This is a genomic window from Sinorhizobium sp. CCBAU 05631, from assembly GCF_002288505.1.
Classification (GTDB): domain Bacteria; phylum Pseudomonadota; class Alphaproteobacteria; order Rhizobiales; family Rhizobiaceae; genus Sinorhizobium; species Sinorhizobium fredii_C.
Window position 1 is genome coordinate 574,425 of sequence record NZ_CP023063.1, and the last position, 17,668, is coordinate 592,092.

The 17,668-nt window shown below is 63.8% G+C and carries 14 protein-coding genes and 1 riboswitch; of the genes, 5 read left to right on the plus strand and 9 right to left on the minus strand.

Annotated features, from left to right (window positions below):
* Positions 1–5: 5 nt before the first annotated feature.
* The 3 genes from SS05631_RS02695 to SS05631_RS02705 all read right to left on the minus strand — a co-directional run bounded on the left by SS05631_RS02695 (position 6) and on the right by SS05631_RS02705 (position 3,155).
* Complete coding sequence (locus SS05631_RS02695; protein WP_037413374.1) at positions 6–1,439, minus strand: FAD-binding oxidoreductase; 1,434 nt, start codon at positions 1,437–1,439, stop codon at positions 6–8.
* A 59-nt stretch (positions 1,440–1,498) separates the two neighbouring features.
* Positions 1,499–2,473 carry an L-threonylcarbamoyladenylate synthase gene (locus SS05631_RS02700; protein WP_037413337.1) on the minus strand — a complete coding sequence of 325 codons (975 nt, stop codon included), beginning with the start codon at positions 2,471–2,473 and terminating at the stop codon, positions 1,499–1,501.
* Positions 2,474–2,552: 79 nt separating this feature from the next.
* The gene (locus SS05631_RS02705; protein WP_037413338.1) at positions 2,553–3,155 is read right to left on the minus strand and encodes a DUF6656 family protein; all 603 of its coding nucleotides are present in this window, start codon (positions 3,153–3,155) and stop codon (positions 2,553–2,555) included.
* 295 nt (positions 3,156–3,450) lie between these two features.
* Positions 3,451–3,653: riboswitch (cobalamin riboswitch) on the plus strand.
* Positions 3,654–3,755: 102 nt separating this feature from the next.
* Between SS05631_RS02705 and SS05631_RS02710 the strand changes: the two genes are divergently transcribed.
* Positions 3,756–5,000 (plus strand): aromatic ring-hydroxylating dioxygenase subunit alpha, encoded by a 1,245-nt coding sequence (locus tag SS05631_RS02710; protein WP_037413339.1) that lies wholly within the window; start codon positions 3,756–3,758, stop codon positions 4,998–5,000.
* Positions 4,997–6,097 (plus strand): hybrid-cluster NAD(P)-dependent oxidoreductase, encoded by a 1,101-nt coding sequence (locus tag SS05631_RS02715; protein WP_037413340.1) that lies wholly within the window; start codon positions 4,997–4,999, stop codon positions 6,095–6,097. The genes SS05631_RS02710 and SS05631_RS02715 overlap by 4 nt, the downstream gene beginning before the upstream one ends.
* Before the next feature lie 26 nt (positions 6,098–6,123).
* Here the strand turns inward: SS05631_RS02715 and SS05631_RS02720 are convergent, their stop codons facing one another.
* Positions 6,124–7,185: a glycoside hydrolase family 25 protein gene (locus SS05631_RS02720; RefSeq protein WP_037413341.1), complete on the minus strand. Its 1,062-nt coding sequence runs from the start codon at positions 7,183–7,185 to the stop codon at positions 6,124–6,126.
* A gap of 160 nt (positions 7,186–7,345) precedes the next feature.
* Positions 7,346–8,335 (minus strand): transporter, encoded by a 990-nt coding sequence (locus tag SS05631_RS02725; protein ID WP_037413342.1) that lies wholly within the window; start codon positions 8,333–8,335, stop codon positions 7,346–7,348.
* Positions 8,336–8,516: 181 nt separating this feature from the next.
* On the opposite strand from SS05631_RS02725, the gene SS05631_RS02730 reads away from it, so the two are divergent.
* The 3 genes from SS05631_RS02730 (at position 8,517) to SS05631_RS02740 (ending at position 12,506) form a co-directional block, all read left to right on the plus strand.
* Positions 8,517–10,298 carry an acyl-CoA dehydrogenase gene (locus tag SS05631_RS02730; RefSeq protein WP_095677918.1) on the plus strand — a complete coding sequence of 594 codons (1,782 nt, stop codon included), beginning with the start codon at positions 8,517–8,519 and terminating at the stop codon, positions 10,296–10,298.
* Between the two features lie 21 nt (positions 10,299–10,319).
* Complete coding sequence (locus SS05631_RS02735) at positions 10,320–11,072, plus strand: crotonase/enoyl-CoA hydratase family protein (protein ID WP_037413345.1); 753 nt, start codon at positions 10,320–10,322, stop codon at positions 11,070–11,072.
* A 342-nt stretch (positions 11,073–11,414) separates the two neighbouring features.
* On the plus strand, positions 11,415–12,506 hold the full coding sequence (locus tag SS05631_RS02740; RefSeq protein WP_037413346.1) for a mechanosensitive ion channel family protein: 1,092 nt from the start codon (positions 11,415–11,417) through the stop codon (positions 12,504–12,506).
* Between the two features lie 54 nt (positions 12,507–12,560).
* Here the strand turns inward: SS05631_RS02740 and SS05631_RS02745 are convergent, their stop codons facing one another.
* The 4 genes from SS05631_RS02745 to SS05631_RS02760 all read right to left on the minus strand — a co-directional run bounded on the left by SS05631_RS02745 (position 12,561) and on the right by SS05631_RS02760 (position 17,627).
* Positions 12,561–13,808, minus strand: coding sequence for a class I SAM-dependent RNA methyltransferase (locus tag SS05631_RS02745; protein WP_037413347.1), 1,248 nt, complete (start codon positions 13,806–13,808; stop codon positions 12,561–12,563).
* The gene (locus SS05631_RS02750; protein ID WP_037413348.1) at positions 13,805–14,560 is read right to left on the minus strand and encodes a TlyA family RNA methyltransferase; all 756 of its coding nucleotides are present in this window, start codon (positions 14,558–14,560) and stop codon (positions 13,805–13,807) included. Before SS05631_RS02750 ends, SS05631_RS02745 begins: the two co-directional genes overlap by 4 nt.
* A 68-nt stretch (positions 14,561–14,628) precedes the next feature.
* A complete protein-coding gene (gene dxs, locus SS05631_RS02755) occupies positions 14,629–16,566 on the minus strand; it encodes a 1-deoxy-D-xylulose-5-phosphate synthase (protein ID WP_083853830.1) in 1,938 nt (645 codons plus the stop codon).
* A 137-nt stretch (positions 16,567–16,703) separates the two neighbouring features.
* Positions 16,704–17,627, minus strand: a complete 924-nt coding sequence (locus tag SS05631_RS02760) for a pirin family protein (protein ID WP_037413351.1) — start codon at positions 17,625–17,627, stop codon at positions 16,704–16,706.
* Between the last annotated feature and the right edge of the window lie 41 nt (positions 17,628–17,668).

A 17,668-nucleotide genomic window follows, 5' to 3' on the forward strand; every position in this document is an offset into this window, starting at 1 on the left:
CTCAATCAATCCTGCCGCAGCACCTTGTCCGGGTTCATGATTCCGGCCGGATCGAAGGCATGCTTGATCCGCCGCATTAGCTCGATCTCGATCGGCGCGCGGATGGCCGCAAGTTCGTCGCGCTTCAACTGGCCGATGCCGTGTTCGGCCGAGATCGATCCGTTATATTTCAGCACAATGGCGTGAACGATCGCGTTCACTTCGTGCCAGCGGGCCAGAAAGGCCTCGCGGTCCGCGCCGACCGGCTGGGTAATGTTGTAGTGGATGTTGCCGTCGCCCATATGGCCGAAGGCGCAGATGCGTGCGTTGGGGATTGCCGTGATGACCGCCGCATCCGCTTCCGCCATGAAGGCGGGAATGCTCGACACCGGTACCGACACGTCATGCTTGATCGAGCCGCCCTCGGGTTTCTGCGCCGGAGACATGCTCTCGCGCATGTGCCACAGCGCCTTTCGCTGCGCTTCGCTCTGGGCGATGACGGCATTCTCGATGAGACCCTCCTCTGCACCTGCTTCGAGCAGGCTTTGCACCATCTGCTCCGAACTCTCGGCCGAGTCGGAGGTGGAGATATCGATCAGCGCATACCAGGGATGACTTGTTTCCATCGGGTCGCGAACGCCCGGTATGTGGCGGGTGGTGAACTCGATGCCGAGCCTCGGCATCAGTTCGAAGCCGGTCAAGGCGGGACCGCAGAGGCTCGATGCCCGCTCGAAGAGTCCGAGCGCGTCTTCGACGCTTGCGAGCCCGGCAAAGGCGACCTGATGGCCGCGCGGCTTCGGGAAGAGCCTTAGGACGGCGCCGGTGATGACCCCGAGCGTCCCTTCGGCGCCGATGAACAGATCGCGTAGGTCGTAGCCGGTATTGTCCTTCTTGAGGCGTCGGAGACCGTCCCAGATTTCGCCGGTCGGGAGCACGACTTCCAGCCCCATGCAGAGCTGTCGCATGTTGCCATAGGCAAGCACGGCGGTGCCGCCGGCATTGGTGGAAAGATTGCCGCCGATCCGCGCCGATCCTTCGGAGCCAAGCGACAGCGGAAACAGCCGGTCGACGTCGTCCGCCGCCTTCTGAATGTCTGCGAGAATGCAGCCGGCGTCGGCGACGATCACATTGCCGACCGGGTCGATGTCGCGGATGCGGTTCAGCCGCTCAAGGGAAAGCACCACATCGGCCTTTCCCTCGCGCGGGATCTGGCCGGCCACGTGGCCGGTGTTTCCGCCCTGGGGCACGATCGCCGTCTGGCTCTGGCTGGCGAGCCGCAGGATGCGCGAGACTTCATCGACCGAGGCGGGCTTCAGCACGAGCGGTGTCGTGCCGCGGTAAAGCCCGCGCGATTCGACGAGATAGGGCGCCGTCTCCGCCGGTCCGGTCAGCGCATGGCCGGGGCCGACGATGTCGGTGAACGAGGCGATCAGTTCGGGAGAAGGGATTGCTGTGCTCATGACCTGCCTGCGATTTATATTGCCGAAACAGCCGGACCACACAGGTCTCGCGCTTCCGGTCAGATCCTCGGGGCGGCGGCCCGTTCGAGCCGGTCGATGATCGCTTCGCCAAGGCCTTCGCCCGGGATCGGCCCGAAAGCGATGGTTCGAGCGCCGCTCGCATCTGCCTTTTTCATATAGTCGAAAAGATTGGCGGCCGCTTCCCTGAGATTGCCCGTTGGGCTGAGGTCGAGGACGATCGCCGCGCTGCCTTCGCCAGGCAGCGCCTTGCCGCCGAAGCGGATCAGCGCCTCTCCCGTGTGGACGTCCGTCGCATTGAGCCGCACCGCGGCACCCGGCGCATAATGCGAGGCGAGCATGCCGGGAGCTTCGATCGTCGCGCCGGCCGCTTCCGGCCGCTCAACGGGAAGGCCGGCGAGCGCCTCGATCTCGGCCGCATCGAGACCCCCCGGCCGAAGCAGCCGCAGCCGGCCGTCTTCGACCTTGATGATCGTCGATTCGAGGCCGATTTCCGCCGGGCCGGCATCGAGGATCAGCTTCAGCTTCGCACCGAGATCCGCCTCCACATGGGCCGCGCTGGTCGGACTGATCTTGCCCGACGTATTGGCGCTCGGCGCCGCCAGCGGGCGCCCAAAATGTGAGATCACCCGCCGGGAAAAACCTTCAGGCATGCGGATCCCGAGCCTGTCGAGGCCGGCTGAGGCAAGCGCGTGCACGGTGCTTTCGGGTCGCTGAGTGAGAATCAGCGTCAGCGGCCCCGGCCAGAAGGCTTCCGCGAGGCGTCGGGAGATGGGGTCGAATATCACATGCGCTTCGGCCATTCCCATGTCCGAGACGTGGCAGATCAGCGGATTGAAACGCGGCCGGCCCTTCATCTCGTAGATGCGGCTGATCGCATCGGCACTCGTTGCGTCTGCTGCAAGGCCGTAGACGGTTTCCGTCGGGATCGCCACGGGCTCACCTTCGGAAAGCACCGCGCAGGCCGTTTCGATCGCCCGATCCGGTTCGCTGCACGTATCGATGATTTCGGCCATGGCGGTTCTGGTCCTTTCCGTCGCTTCCTTAACGGAGGAGGAGGGAAAACAGAACGATTTTCTTTGTCGATGACCGGCGTCAGAGGCTGCGAATGATCCGCCGCAGCGCTTCGTCGCGTGCGCCGAGCATCAGGACGTTCTTGAGCGCCACCTTCGGGTCCTGCGTCCGGAAGATCAGGCCGTTGCCCCGAACATTTCGATCGAGGACCATCCGCCCCTCTTCGGTGCCGGGTTGAATGGCCACGGCGAAATACATGCGCGAGTAGCTTGTCTGTATGCGTTCGAAGAAGTGCGCCTCGTCGCCGAGGTCGGAGAAGAAGTTGGCAAAGTAGAACGCCCAGGTGACGTCTCGCGATCGAGCGAGATGAGTCCGCGCCGCGGTGACATGGCAATAGCCGAGGTGGGGACTGTCGGCGAGGGTCCTGTGGAAGATCATCTTCGGGAACTGGATCGAGGCATGAAAGCCGTTGATCCGCCCGTGTGTCGTCTCTCCCGCCGCCTGTAATCTCTGTCCGGTTCTCTCTGCCACTTCCTCATGCGTCATGTAGCGGCGCTGTTCGGGCAACCACGGCCGGCGCCGGTCGATTCGGCCCGTGCGCAGGAACTCTGTATGGCCGCCCGCCGGTTTCGGCGCCGGCGCCTGCGCTTTGCCTGAGGCGTCGTAGTATCTGATTTTTGCCATCGACCTCTGCGTCACCTGTCGCTGAACGGACTGAACCGTCAGCGAACGCTAAATCACTATGGTTAATAGAGTATTTCGGGCGCCCGCGCATCGCTTAATGTCGCAAAATGGCCCGTGATCTTCGCGGCCTGGATGCCGCTGCGAAAAAACGCGCCATTTGCCGAAAAATGTATCTATCGCATTGTTTATTATAGAAGATGTCGCAGGACTTCCAACGCGCCCGCATCGAAAATCCTTGTCGTCTTTCTGGAATGGAATGTCGCGCACCGGCAATTGCCGAGCCTATCTGGCCGCTTAGATTCGAATTGCTCAAGGTGCCGCTTCTTCGCAGGGAGGGGCGGAGAATTGGGAAGCCGGTCAAATCCCGGCGCTGCCCCCGCAACGGTGGTGGAGTGAACCCCCGGCATAAGGCCACTGGACAATCGTCCGGGAAGGCGCCGGGCAGGGCCCTCGGGCCGCTCCAGAGCCCGGAAACCAGCCTTGAGGAAAACGACCGTAACTGGTTGCGGCGGGCAGCCGGATCGGAGCCAAGGCGCACGACATCTCTCCGGCGCGGTTCCCGTCTTGCCTGCCCGAAACAGGGCTAACGAGGACATGGGCATGGACATCCAGAACGAAATGCTGCGCAAGCTGAAGACCCGCCGCGAGGGCTACAGCCTCGATCGGGCCTTCTACATCGACCCGGACTATTACCGTCAGGACCTGGAGAATATCTGGTACAAAGACTGGCTATTCGTCGGCCACGACTGCGAAATCCCGCGTCCCGGCAATTACTTCACGCTGCAGGTCGGCGACTATCCGATCGTCATCGTGCGCGATCGCCAGGGGGCGGTCCGAGCGCTGCACAATTCCTGCCGCCACCGCGGCTCGCGCGTTTGCACCCAGCACAAGGGATCCTCGGCCAAGCTCGTTTGTCCCTATCACCAGTGGACCTACGAACTCGATGGCAGGCTGCTCTTCGCCCGGCAGATGCCGGAGGATTTCGATCCGGCCCAGCACAGCCTGAAGCCGGTCAATTGCGAAACGGTCGGCGGCTATATCTTCATCAGCCTTGCCGAGCGGCCCATGGATTTCCAGCCCTTCCGCGACACGGTTGCAGCCTATCTCGCGCCGCATCGCCTCGGCGAAACCAAGGTCGCCTATGAAAGCACCATCGTCGAGAAGGGCAATTGGAAGCTCGTCTGGGAGAACAACCGCGAGTGCTACCATTGCGCCGCCAACCATCCGGAACTCTGCCGGACCTATCCCGAGGCTCCGACTGTGACGGGCGTCCAGGGCGCCATGGACGATCCGGAAATCGGTGCCCATTGGGAGAGATGCGAGGCGGCGGGGCTGCCGAGCGCCTTCAAGATCGGGCCGACCGGCCAGTTCCGCATGACGAGGATGCCGCTGATCAACGGGGCGGAGAGCTATACGATGTCCGGCGAGAAGGCGGTCCGCAAGCAGCTTTCCGGCGACATAAGCGCGAACCGCATCGGCACGCTGCTGCTCTTCCATTACCCGACGACGTGGAACCACATCCTCGGCGACCATGCGATCACCTTCCGCGTGCTGCCGCTCGGGCCGGAACTGACGCAGGTCACGACGAAATGGCTCGTCAGCAAGGATGCGGTCGAAGGGGTCGACTATACCCTCGAAGACCTCACCCATGTCTGGACCGAGACCAACGACCAGGACCGGCAGATCGTCGAGGAAAACGCCTTCGGCATCCGCTCGCCGGCCTATGAGCCGGGTCCCTATTCGGCCGAACACGAGGGCGGGGTCATGCAGTTCGTCGACTGGTATTCGCGCTTCATGCAGGATCGCCTGCAGGGCAGCGCCGCTCCTCTGTCGCGGGTGGCATGACGATGGAAATGGCACGCTCCTTTCACCACTTCGACGAACTGCAGCCCTGGAAAGATCGCCAGTTCCTGCTCGAATGCATCTCCGCGGTCGGCGAGACCGCGGACGTGATGACCTTCACCTTCCGGTCCGACAGGCCGGCCTGGTTCCGCTACCTGCCCGGGCAGTTCGTGACGCTGGAACTCCCCGTCGGCGAGGAACCGGTGATGCGCACCTATACGCTATCGTCCTCGCCGTCCCGCCCGCTTTCCGTTGCGGTCACGGCCAAGGCGCAGTCGAACAGCATCGGCACGCGCTGGATGTTCGACAATCTCAGGCCTGGCATGACGTTGAAGGCGCTGGGGCCGCTCGGCGATTTCAGCTTCGTGCGCCATCCGGGCGAAAAATATCTGTTCGTCTCGGCCGGCTCCGGCATCACGCCGATGATGTCGATGACGCGCTGGATGGCGGATTGCGCGCCGGACACGGATGTGACCTTCATTTCCTGTGCCCGGCAGCCGGAGGATCTGCTGTTCAAGCCGGAGCTGGAGATCCTCGCCCGCCAGATGCCGCGTCTCAATCTCGGCTTCCTGGTGGAAGGACACGAAGCGCGTCACGGCTGGCACGGCCTGCGCGGCCGTATCGATGCGACGAAGCTGCCGCTGCTTGCACCGGACTTTCTGGAGCGAACGGTCTTCTGTTGCGGCCCCGAACCCTTCATGCGCGGGGTTCGGGAGATGCTGGAGGGGGCCGGTTTCTATATGGCCCGCTACCACCAGGAAAGCTTCCAGCCGGCGGCGGCGCCGGCGGCAGAGGAACTCGCCATCCGCGCCGCCTCGGCGGCCGGCGCTCAAGGCGAGGCGGGCCGGGTAACCTTCACCATGAGCGGCAAGGAAGTCTCGACCGTCCCCGGCCAGACGATCCTGCAGACAGCACGCGCCAACGGGGTCAGGATCGGTGCGGCCTGCGAGGGCGGCATCTGCGGCACGTGCCGCGTCTTGAAGATCGCCGGCGAAGTCGAGATGAACCACAATGGCGGTATTCTCGATGACGAAGTCGACGAGGGCTACATCCTCGCCTGCTGCTCGCGGCCTATCGGCGACGTTCAGATCGAAGCGTAGACAGCTACAGGCGCCGTCCGGCTTTTTCAGCGGCGCTCGGGCTGGTTGGGCAGGTGGGCCTCGGCGGCCTTCACGCTGATCGCACCGGTGACCGTTCCGTCGACGCCGGCGCCCGAGCCGCTCTCGGCCTCGGCACGGCTGATGAGCAGGGGTTTTGCGAGCGGGACGGTGGCCGCGGCGCTCGCCGCCGGCGCCGTGCCAATCTTCGCGGAGGCGATGACGGTGACGATCGGCGGCTTCTCCGGGAGCAGCGCGCCCTGCGGCCACACCTTCTTCAACTCTGAAACGGTCATCGCGGCGACGTTGACGTCGATGTCGTTGAGCGTCCCGGGCACGCGATAGGGGCAGCGCTTCTTTCCGCAATTATGCGACGACGAGAACTGCCACAGCGCATAGCGATCCCAGTTGCCCATCGGAAAGACGTCGCGAATGTCGGGCTTATAGCGGGCATACCAGAGCGGCAGGCGGGAAAGCAGCCGATGCTGGGCGCGGTTGGCGGCGATCTGCTTCGCGGTGATGTGGTTGGTGTAGAGAATGGGGTATCGCCCGGTGCGGGCCTTGATATGGCCGGCAAAGATCGCGGCGTCCTCGAGTGACATGTAGTTCTCGGGATCGATACCCTCGAGGTCGAGAACCATCAATTCGTCCTCGCGCGGCGCCGCATAATCGAGGAAGTGGTTGGCCTGATCGACGGGATTGCCCGGGCGCGCCAGGTGATAGGCGCCCCAGAGCAGTCCATGGGAGCGGGCGATCATTCGGCGCGTCTGATAGAGCTCCCGGCTGACCGCATATTTTCGCCACATCGTCTTGCAATGGGCGACCGTGTCTCCGCCGTGATCGCCGGTGCAGCTGTAGCTTTCCGGAAGGCCGTCGGAGGCCTTCGCGATGAAGCCGGCGATGCGCTTGTCCTTCAGCATCGCTTCCCAGTCGATGCTGTTCAACTCGTAGGCGTCGACGATGATGGCGTTCTGCCGCGCTTTCCACGGTTCGACGTCTGCGGCGCGTGCGTTCGCCGCCGCAAAGGCCAGGCCTACCAAGGCCGCCAGGCGCAAGATCATCCCCGAGATCGAGATTCCCCGCTTTTCCATTCTCTGAGATTGCCGACTTAGCGTTAAAGGGTCGTAAATCTCAGCCCCTCAGCCAATCTGCGCGAGAGCGCCGCTCCTGTACACTGACTCTTGGCGGTAAAGTGCGGCGGGACTCGGCTCTGGATTGTGGCCCGAAACGCGGCGTGTTGGTCGTATCCGGTCAAAGGATGCCGACGCGTTTGAGGATCAGCCATGCCAGGCCCATGGAGGCGGCGATGATCAGCCCGGCATAGAGCGTGCCGCTGCCGTCGGCGAAGGGCAGGGCACCCGTGTTCATGCCGAAGAAGCCGGTGACGAGCGTCGGCGGCAGCAGGAAAGCGGTCATCAGCGAGAGAATGTAGAGGTGACGATTGGTCTCCGACGAAATCTTGCTGTCGATCTCCTCGTGCAGCAGCCTGGCGCGCTCCTGAAGCGCGAACACGTCGCGATCGACCGCCTCCAGCCGATCGGATAGCCGTTCGGTGACGTCGATGAAGCCCGGCGGCACCTCGTCCTCATCGGACGCGCCGGCGCGTCGCAGCAGCGCGAGGATCGTTCTCAGATGCCGATGCAGCCGCACGACGGTTCGGCGCAAGGGCGCCAACCCCGGCTGCTGCCGGTGCCCCGCCTCGCCATAGACCCGGTCCTCGATGACGTTCAGTTCCTCGGTCAATTCAAGCACCAGCGTGATCAGCGTCCGCTGGAACTCGGTGACGAGCATTTCGAAGAGATCGATCGGTCGGCCGCATTTGGCGCTCTTCTCGACCGCCGCCTTGACGCGGTCGATGCTTCTCAAAGGATGCAGGCGGCTGGTGATGATCATCCGGTCGCCGACGGCGAAGTGCAGCCAGCCGATCGTCTTCGTCATCGTGTCGAAGGTCCGTTCGAAATCGACAAGCGTGCCATAGACGACGTCCTCGGCAACGGTGATCGCCGCTTGGGTGTCATGGCTGGTGAGCGTCGCCATCGCCGCCGGCGGGAGGGTGCCGATGCGCTCGATCAGTGCCGGCGTGCGCGCATCGCTCAACGCCAGATGCAGCCAGACCCAGCCTTCGCCGCCTTGAAGGCTGTCGACGGGTGAATCCGTCGCGATTCGCAGGCAACGGCTTTCTCCGGGCAGGAACCGGTAGGCCCAGACGAGGCCGGGTATTTCGGGAGAAATCAGATTCATCGGAGCGCCATGACCAGGTCGTTCGAAGTGGCTTCTATTCGCGCGCCATGACAGTTTTGTTACAGTCCATCGCCGGCCGCGGTGTCCAGAATTGACGTTGACGTTTACGTAAAAACAAATAGGGTGCGGCCGGTAGGAAGCCGAAGCGAACCTGCGCCTGCGGCCGCAAGGGAGGAGCACCATGTACAAGGCACCGGTGGACGAGATCGCATTCACCCTGAAGCACGTGGCCGGTATGGCCGATGCCCTGAGCGCGGGCGTCTTCGGCGAACTCGGCGAAGATCTCGTCGACGCGATCCTTTCGGAAGCCGGCCGCTTCGCCACCGACGAGGTGGCGCCGCTCGGCGAAGTGGGGGACCGTCAGGGATCGCGGCTTATCGACGGCGCGGTCAAGACGCCGGAAGGTTGGCGCAACCTCTACCATAAATGGATTCAAGGAGGCTGGAACGGCCTGACGGCGCCAGAGGTTTTCGGCGGCCAGGAACTGCCGCACATGCTGCATGTCGCCGCCATGGAGATGTGGAACAGCGGCTCCATGGCCTTCGCGCTTGGCCCGACCCTCACCATGGGCGCGATCGAGGCACTGGACAGGCACGGTTCCGATTTCCTGAAGGCGACCTTCCTGTCGAAGATGGTCTCCGGCGAGTGGATGGGGTCGATGAACCTGACCGAGCCGCACGCCGGCTCCGACCTCGGCGTGCTGAAGACCCGTGCCGAGCGCTGCGGCGACGGCAGCTACCGCATCTTCGGCCAGAAGATCTTCATCACCTGGGGCGAGCACGATTTCACCGACAACATCGTCCATCTCGTGCTGGCGCGCCTGCCGGACGCGCCTGCGGGTACGAAGGGCATCTCGCTGTTTCTTGTGCCGAAGTTCCTCGTCAATGAGGACGGTTCGCTCGGCGCCCGCAACGATCTCTTCTGCCACTCGCTCGAACACAAGCTGGGCATCCATGGGTCGCCGACCTGCACGATGATCTATGGCGACGGCAGGTTCGGCGACGAGAAGGGCGCGATCGGCTATCTGGTCGGCGAGGAAAACCGCGGCCTTGCCTGCATGTTCACGATGATGAACAACGCCCGGCTTGCCGTCGGTATGCAGGGCGTGGCGATTGCCGAGGCAGCGACGCAAAAGGCCATCGCCTATGCCAAGGAACGCACCCAGGGCCGGGCGCCCGGCTGGAGCGGCCAAGGCATGAGCCCGATCATCGAGCATCCGGATGTCGCCCGCACGCTCTTGACGATGAAGGCGCTGACGCAGGGCTCGCGCGCCATCGCCTATGCCTGCGCGCACGCCGTCGACATGGCGCATGCGAGCGAAGGCGAAGTGGCCCGCCAGTGGCAGGAGCGCTCGAGCCTCTTGACGCCGATCGCCAAGTCCTTCGCCACCGACGCCGGCGTTGACGTCGCCTCCATGGGCATTCAGGTGCATGGCGGCATGGGATTCATCGAGGAAACCGGTGCGGCCCGCTATCTGCGCGACGCCCGCATTGCGCCGATCTACGAAGGCACCAACGGCATCCAGGCGATCGATCTCGTCACCCGCAAGCTGCCGCTTTCCGAAGGTAGCCAGGTGCGCGGCTTCATCGGCGAGCTCCGCGACGTCGCCCAGGCGGTGGCGGCTTCGAACAGGCAGGAGTTCGGCGAGACCGCAGCGCGCCTCGAGACGTCGATTGCCGATCTTGAAGAGGCAACCGACTGGCTACTTGCAGCGCTCGGCGACGGACGAACCGCCGAAGCGCTTGCCGGCGCGACCGCCTATCAGCGCCTCTTCGGCCTCGTGCTGACGGGGGCCTATCTTGCCAAAGGCGGCCTGGCGGGCGCCGGTGACGGGAAAGAGGAGGCGCGCGTCGCCCTCTGCCGCTTCGCCGCGGAGAACCTGCTCGCCGAAACGGCGGCGCTCAAGGATCGTGTGGTCACTGGGGCGCAGAGCCTCGCCGCCGCCCGCTTCATTCTCGACTGAAGCAGAAACAGGAAAATCCTTATGACCGATCATGTGCTTGTCGAACGTCCGGACGCCTATCCCGGCGTACAGGTGATCCGCTTCAACCGCCCGGATAAGAAGAACGCCATCACGCGCGACATGTACGCGAAGATGACAACCGCGCTGACGGTCGCCGGATCGGATCCCGCGATCCGCGCCACCGCGTTTCTCGGCACGCAAGGGTGCTTTTCAGCCGGCAACGACATGAATGATTTCATGGCTTTCGCCATGGGCGGCAGCATGGGAGGCGAAGTTCTCGACTTTCTCCGCGCCCTGGCGAGCGCGACGAAGCCGGTCGTTTCCGGAGTCGACGGCCTGGCGATCGGCATCGGCACGACGATCCATCTCCATTGCGACCTGACGGTCGCCTCAGCCCGATCGGTGTTCAGGACGCCCTTCGTCGATCTGGCGCTCGTCCCGGAAGCCGCCTCGAGCCTGATCGCGCCGCGCATCATGGGCCACCAGCGAGCCTTCGCCCTGCTTGCCGCCGGCGAGCCGCTCGAAGCGGCCGCTGCCCTTCAGGCCGGATTGATCTGGAAGGTGGTCGACGAGAACGCCGTCGAGGAAGAAACGCTGTCGCTTGCAGGTCGTCTGGCGAAGAAACCGCCCGAGGCGCTGCGCATCGCCCGCGATCTGATCCGCGGCGACCGGAATGACGTCCTCGCACGGATCGACGAGGAAGCCGAGCACTTCGCCGCGCAATTGAAGAGTGCCGAGGCGCGCGCGGCATTCGAAGCCTTCATGCGGCGGTGAGGTCCGAGCGCCGGAACTTGCTTCGCGGGAGATGTTGAACCGCTGCAGCAACTTCGTCATGCCACATCAATCGGTCTGCACCCGGCCTGTCGCGGACGACAGCCATCGGCTCGGTAATACTCCACATGGATGGAATGCCTAGAGGCAACTGCCCATATTTGTTGTTTAATGGTGGAGTTACCGTATAGACGCATGTGATCAAGCACAGGTCTGCGAAACGACGACGGGTGTGCCCGGACTGCCCATTTGAACTTCGCCATATGGCGAGGCATCACCGGAATGCCGCCGTCGAGGAACGAGAGGGCATTGGCTGGGCGTGGATGGCCACCGCGGGGTAAACCCATGGAAAGACGGGACAAGGAAAGCGACAAGGAACAGGAAAACCTTTCCCGGCTCGAACGGGCCGCGCAACAAACTGCTGATCCAAGAACCATGCAACAGAAGGCGAAGAAGCCCGAGGAAGAATTTCGCTTCAGCCTTCGCAAGGAAGACATCTGGTGGACGGTAGGCTTCGCCGGCGCTGCCTTGCTGCTTTTTGGCATTCAAGTGCTGATCAACTGGCGCTTAGAATGGCTTGACGCGCCTATGCGCCTTCGCGTGCTGAATTACGTCAGGGGCGGCCTTCTCATTTTCACCATGCTGACCGCGGCGAAGGTCGTTGAAGTCTTTCTCATTGGCCGAATTCCCAATCGTGTTGCGCGTTTCAATCTGAAACGTATTTTTCGATTGGTGGTCGTCGTCGCCATCGTATTCGTCGCCATTTCAGTTTTGTTTGTGAACTGGTACGGCGCGGTCGTTTCGCTGGGCCTGATTTCTCTGATTCTCGGTTTTGCGCTGCAAATGCCGATCTCCAGTTTCATGGCGTGGATCTATATTCTGGCCAGGGCGCCTTATCGCGTCGGCGACCGAATTCGCATCGGCGATGCCCACGGCGATGTCATCGATGTCAGCTATCTCGACACGACGTTATGGGAATTCGGCGGCGAGTATCTTTGGACCGATCATCCGAGCGGACGCATTATCAAGTTTCCGAATTCCACCGTGTTTGACACACCGGTCTTCAACTATTCCTGGCCGCTGTTTCCCTATGTCTGGAACGAAATCAAGTTCCAGCTCGCCTATGAAAGCGATCTGGAATTTGTGGCGCGAACCATGAGAGAGGTCGTGGAAGAGCAGATCGGCGACATCATGAGCCAGAAGGTGAAGGTCTATAAGCATATCCTGTCGGAAACGCCGGTGGACGAACTCGACGTGAAGGAGCATCCCGTGGTTCATTTTCGCGTCAGCGAAAACACCTGGCTGGAGGCCATCGTACGTTACCTGGTGCCGCCGAAGGAAGCGGGGCGTACCAAAACACGCTTGATCAAGGAAATGCTGGCACGAATGAATGCGAAACCTGATCGCGTGCTGTTTCCGAAGAGCAATTTGAGGTGAGCCTCCTCACGCCACGAGTCGCATCTGGCCGGATGAACAGCGGCCCATAAGAGATCACTTCTCCAGAGTCGCAACCGTCTCGACATGCGCCGACCAGAGGAATTGGTCGATGGGGGTCACCGATGTAATGCGGTAGCCGGCGGCAACGAGGATCGAGAGATCCCGCGCAAGCGTCACCGGGTTGCAGGAGACCGCGGCGATTTTCTTCACGCCCGAGCGGGCGAGTTCGTGGCATTGCGCCTCGCCGCCGGCCCGGGGCGGGTCGAAGACGACGGCGTCGAAGACCTTCAGTTCCTGCGCCATCATCGGCCGGCGGAAAAGGTCGCGCTTCTCGACCGTCACCGGCTTCAGCCCTTGTGTGTTGCGTGCGGCGAAGTCGAGCGCCTTCAGCGCCTTGTCCTCACCCTCGACGGCCTGCACTCGGCTGGTCCGGGCGATCCGAAGCGCAAAGGTGCCGATGCCGGCGAAGAGATCGGCCACGCGCTTCGCCTTGCCGACATGCCCGAGCACGAGCTTCGCCATCGCCTCCTCCGCCGGCCGTGTGGCCTGGGTGAAGGCGCCGGGCGGCGGCGAAACCGATACGCCGCCGAAATCGATCAGTGGCTTGACCGGTTCGATGATGATCTCGCCGTTCAGGCTGACGCGCGCGATGCCCCGCTCGCCGAGAACGGCTTCCACGGTCGAACGTCGCTGACGGTCGCCGAGCTTGATGTCTTCGAAGGCGAGGTCGAGGCCGGTATCGGTCTCGAGCACGGTGATCCGGAACGGTTCGGTGCTCGACGCCATAGCCGCCGCGATCTTGCGGATGGTCGCGAGCCGCGAGACGATGCCCGGGCTGGTGATGGGACATTCGCCGATCGCGACGATATGATGGCTTTGCGCCTGGTTGAAGCCTAGCAGCAGTTCCTTTTCGGTCCGCCGGGCCGTGAACACGGCGCGCCGGCGCTCGCCGGGCCGGGCGACGATCAATGGAGCGACCTCGGGCGTCAGGCCTTTCGACTTCAAGGCGTCGATGACGAGATTGCGCTTGAAGGCGTGGTAGAGCGGGTCGGAGGCGTGCTGCAGGGTGCAGCCGCCGCAGGTGCCGTTGATGCCGTCCGGGCCGAAATGCCGACACTTCGGTTCGGTCCGCTCCGGGGAAGCCTCTTTCAGCGAAATCAGCGTGCCATGTGCCTTGTTGACGGCCAGCGCGACGGTTTCGCCGGGCAGGGTGAAGGGCGCGTAGACGGGGCCCGCTTCGGTCTGCGCAATGCCGTCGCCCTGGGCCCCGAGACGGCTGATGGTGACGATCTCTGTGCTCATCGCTTCAGCCCCGCAAGCAGAAACTCCCTGTTGCCGTCGCCGCCGGCAATGGGCGAGGGGACGAGGCCAAGGCTTTGCCAGCCCATGTCCTCCACGAGCCAGCGTTCGAGTTCGGCCGCCACGGCCGGGGCGCTCTCCGGGGCCTTGAGGAGCCCGGCCTTGCTGATTGCGTCGCGTCCGGCCTCGAATTGCGGCTTCACGAGCAGGATACAATTGGAGCCCGGCTCGGCCAAAGACAGCGCCGGCGGCAGTGCCAGCTTGATCGAAATGAATGAGACGTCGGAGACGACGAAGCCAATCGCCCGGTTACCGATGTCGTCCGCTGTCATCGCGCGGGCATTCAGCCCTTCGATATTGGTGACGCGCGGATCTTCCGCGATGCGCGAGTGCATCTGCCCGTGGCCGACATCGACCGCTACCACATGCGCGGCGCCGCGCTTCAACAGCACCTCGGTAAAGCCGCCCGTCGAGGCGCCGACATCGAGGCAGGTCCGACCTGCCGGATCGAAGCCGAAATGGGCGAGCGCGGCAACGAGCTTCAATGCGGCCCGGGAGACATAGGCCTGCGCCGGGTCATCGATGGTGATCGCTGCGTTTTCCGTAAAGGCGGCGGCGGGCTTGGTCACGGTGCGCCCGTCGACCTTGACGGTGCCGCGCTGGATCGCGTCCCGCGCGCGGGCGCGGCTGGCGACCAGGCCCTTGTTCAGGAGCAACTGGTCGAGGCGGAGGATGCTTTGCTTGCTATCGAACATGGGCCGTCATCGCCCGTCGAGAGGTATATTGCAAGCGTGTTCCGTTGAGCCGCGCGGTTCTAAGATTTCTAGCCGGCCGCGCCGAGATCCACCGACTGCTTCTGGCCGAGCGCCTTGAAAACGGTCGATACGATGCCGGCCCGGTCGAGGCCGGCCTGGGCATACATGGATTCGGGCTTTGCCTGCTCCATCCAGATGTCCGGCAGCACCATCGGCCGGACTTTGAGGCCGCCGTCGAGCAGGCCTTCCTCCGCCAGGAAGTGCAGCACATGGCTGGCGAAGCCGCCGATGGCGCCTTCCTCGATGGTGATCAGTACCTCGTGGTGACGGGCAAGCTGGCGGATCAGTTCCTGGTCGAGCGGCTTGGCGAAGCGCGCATCGGCAACCGTTGTCGAAAGGCCGGCGGCATCCAGGTCCTCGGCCGCCAGCAGACAGTCCGCGAGCCGCGTTCCGAAGGAAAGCAGCGCCACCTTGGTGCCCTCTTTGATGATCCGCCCCTTGCCGATCTGAAGAATCTCACCCCGTTCAGGAAGCTCGACGCCGACGCCTTCGCCGCGCGGATAGCGGAACGAGATCGGGCCGTCGTCATAGCCCGCGGCGGTGCGTACCATGTGCTTCAGTTCCGCCTCGTCGGCGGCCGCCATCACCACGAAGCCCGGCAGCGAGGCGAGATAGGTCGTGTCGAAGGAGCCGGCATGGGTCGGCCCGTCGGCGCCGACGAAACCGGCCCGGTCGATCGGGAAGCGCACCGGCAGGCCCTGGATCGCCACGTCGTGCACGACTTGGTCGTAGGCGCGCTGCAGGAAGGTCGAATAGAGCGCCGCAAAGGGCTTGTATCCTTCCGCGGCAAGGCCGGCGGCGAAGGTCACCGCGTGCTGCTCGGCGATGCCGACGTCGAAGCAGCGCGACGGATGCACGGCCGCAAACCGGTCGAGCCCGGTGCCGGACGGCATGGCGGCGGTGATCGCCACGATCTTGTCGTCGAGGCTAGCCTCCTGCACCAGCGCATCGGCGAAGACGGACGTGTAGGCCGGCGCGTTCGGCTTGGCCTTCGCCTGGGCGCCGGTGATCACGTCGAACTTGTTGACGCCATGATATTTGTCGGCGGCGGCCTCGGCCGGCGGATAGCCCTTGCCCTTCTGCGTTACCACATGAATCAGCACCGGTCCGCGCGCATTGTCGCGGACGTTGCGCAAGACCGGCAGCAGATGGTCGAAGGAGTGACCGTCGATCGGGCCGATATGGTAGAAGCCCATCTCCTCGAAGAGGGTGCCGCCGGTGACATAGCCGCGCGCATGCTCGACGGCGCGGGTGATCGCCCGGTCGACCGTCTTGCCGAGATAGGCGGTCAGCTTCTTGCCGACCTCGCGGATGCCCATATAGGTCCGACCGGAGGCAAGCCGTGCCAGATAGGCGCTCATGGCGCCGGTCGGCGGGGCGATCGACATGTCGTTGTCGTTGAGGATGACGATCAGCCGGGCATCGAGCGCGCCGGCATTGTTGAGCGCCTCATAGGCCATCCCGGCCGACAGCGCGCCGTCGCCGATGACGGCGATGACATTGCGGCTCTTGCCGTCGAGATCGGCAGCGACCGCCATGCCGAGGCCGGCGGAGATCGAGGTCGACGAATGCGCCGCGCCGAACGGGTCGTATTCGCTCTCGGCGCGCCGGGTGAAGCCGGAAAGACCGCCTTCTTGACGCAGCGTGCGGATGCGGTCGCGCCGCCCGGTCAGGATCTTGTGGGGGTAGCACTGGTGGCCGACGTCGAAGATCAGCCGGTCGTGCGGCGTGTCGAAAACCTTGTGGATGGCGATCGTCAGTTCGACGACGCCGAGGCCGGCGCCGAGATGGCCGCCGGTGCGCGACACCGCATCGATCATTTCCGCACGCAGTTCGCTCGCCAGCTGCGGCAGGTCCTTGTCGTCGATCCTCTTCAGATCGTCGGGGACATTGACCTTGTCGAGCAGCGGGGTCGCCGGCATCGGATTGGTGGGCAGTTGTGTCACGCTGCGTGCCTCGTGCGCGCCGCCGGGCGACGCGCGAACTGTTGGTGATTTCCGTCTTATCGGCTGTTTAGACGCAATCGTCGTTGAATGCAAAAATTAGGCATTCCTGCGTCGCCAACCAAGGGCTCGACGAAAAATTAGCTTGCCGGCAGGGGAATGAACTCCTCCTCGTCGCCCGGCACGATGTCGAAGCGGCCGCTCGCCCATTCTTCCTTCGCCTTGTCGATGCGCTCCTTCGATGAGGACACGAAGTTCCACCAGATATGCCGTGGCGAGCCGAGTGCAGCTCCGCCGAAGAGCATCACGTGACAGCCGGACGGCCCCGCCGTGATGGTGATCTCGTCGCCGGGCCGGAAGACGAGAAGCTGGTTGTCGGCGAAATGGTCGCCCGCAATTATCGCTTCGCCCGAGAGAATATAGATGGCGCGTTCCTCCCATTGGGCGGCAAAGGGAGCGCTGCGGCCGGCCTCGATCGACAGATCCACATAAATAGTGTGCGTGAAGGTCGAGACGGGCGAAGCAGCCCCTTCGAAATTGCCGATGACCACGCGCGCGCGAACGCCTCCGTCGGCAAGATGCGGCAGCATGTGTTCCTCGGTATGGGCGAAGACTGGATCGACTTCTTCCTTGTCATCGGGCAGCGCCAGCCAGGTCTGCAAACCGGAAAGCGAGCGCTCACGGCCGCGCTGGTTTTCCGGCGAGCGTTCCGAATGGACAATGCCGCGCCCTGCAGTCATCAGGTTCACGTCGCCGGGGCGAATGACCATTTCGGTGCCGAGGCTGTCGCGGTGCTTGATCTCGCCGTCGAAGAGATAGGTGACCGTCGACAGGCCGATATGCGGATGCGGACGCACGTCGATCGCCTGGCCGGCCCGCAGCAGCGCCGGTCCCATGCGGTCGAAGAAGATGAACGGGCCGACGAGCCGCCGCCGCGCCGTCGGAAGCGCCCGACGCACTTCTAGGCCGCCGATGTCGCTGGTGCGCGGGATGATCAGATGTTCTATGGCGTCGCAGGCCGGCTTGTCGCCGGCGAGCGGATCGGGACCGGGAAAAAAGGACATGGCGCTTGCTCCGGTTGGTGGCGTTTCAGCTTGAAACTAGC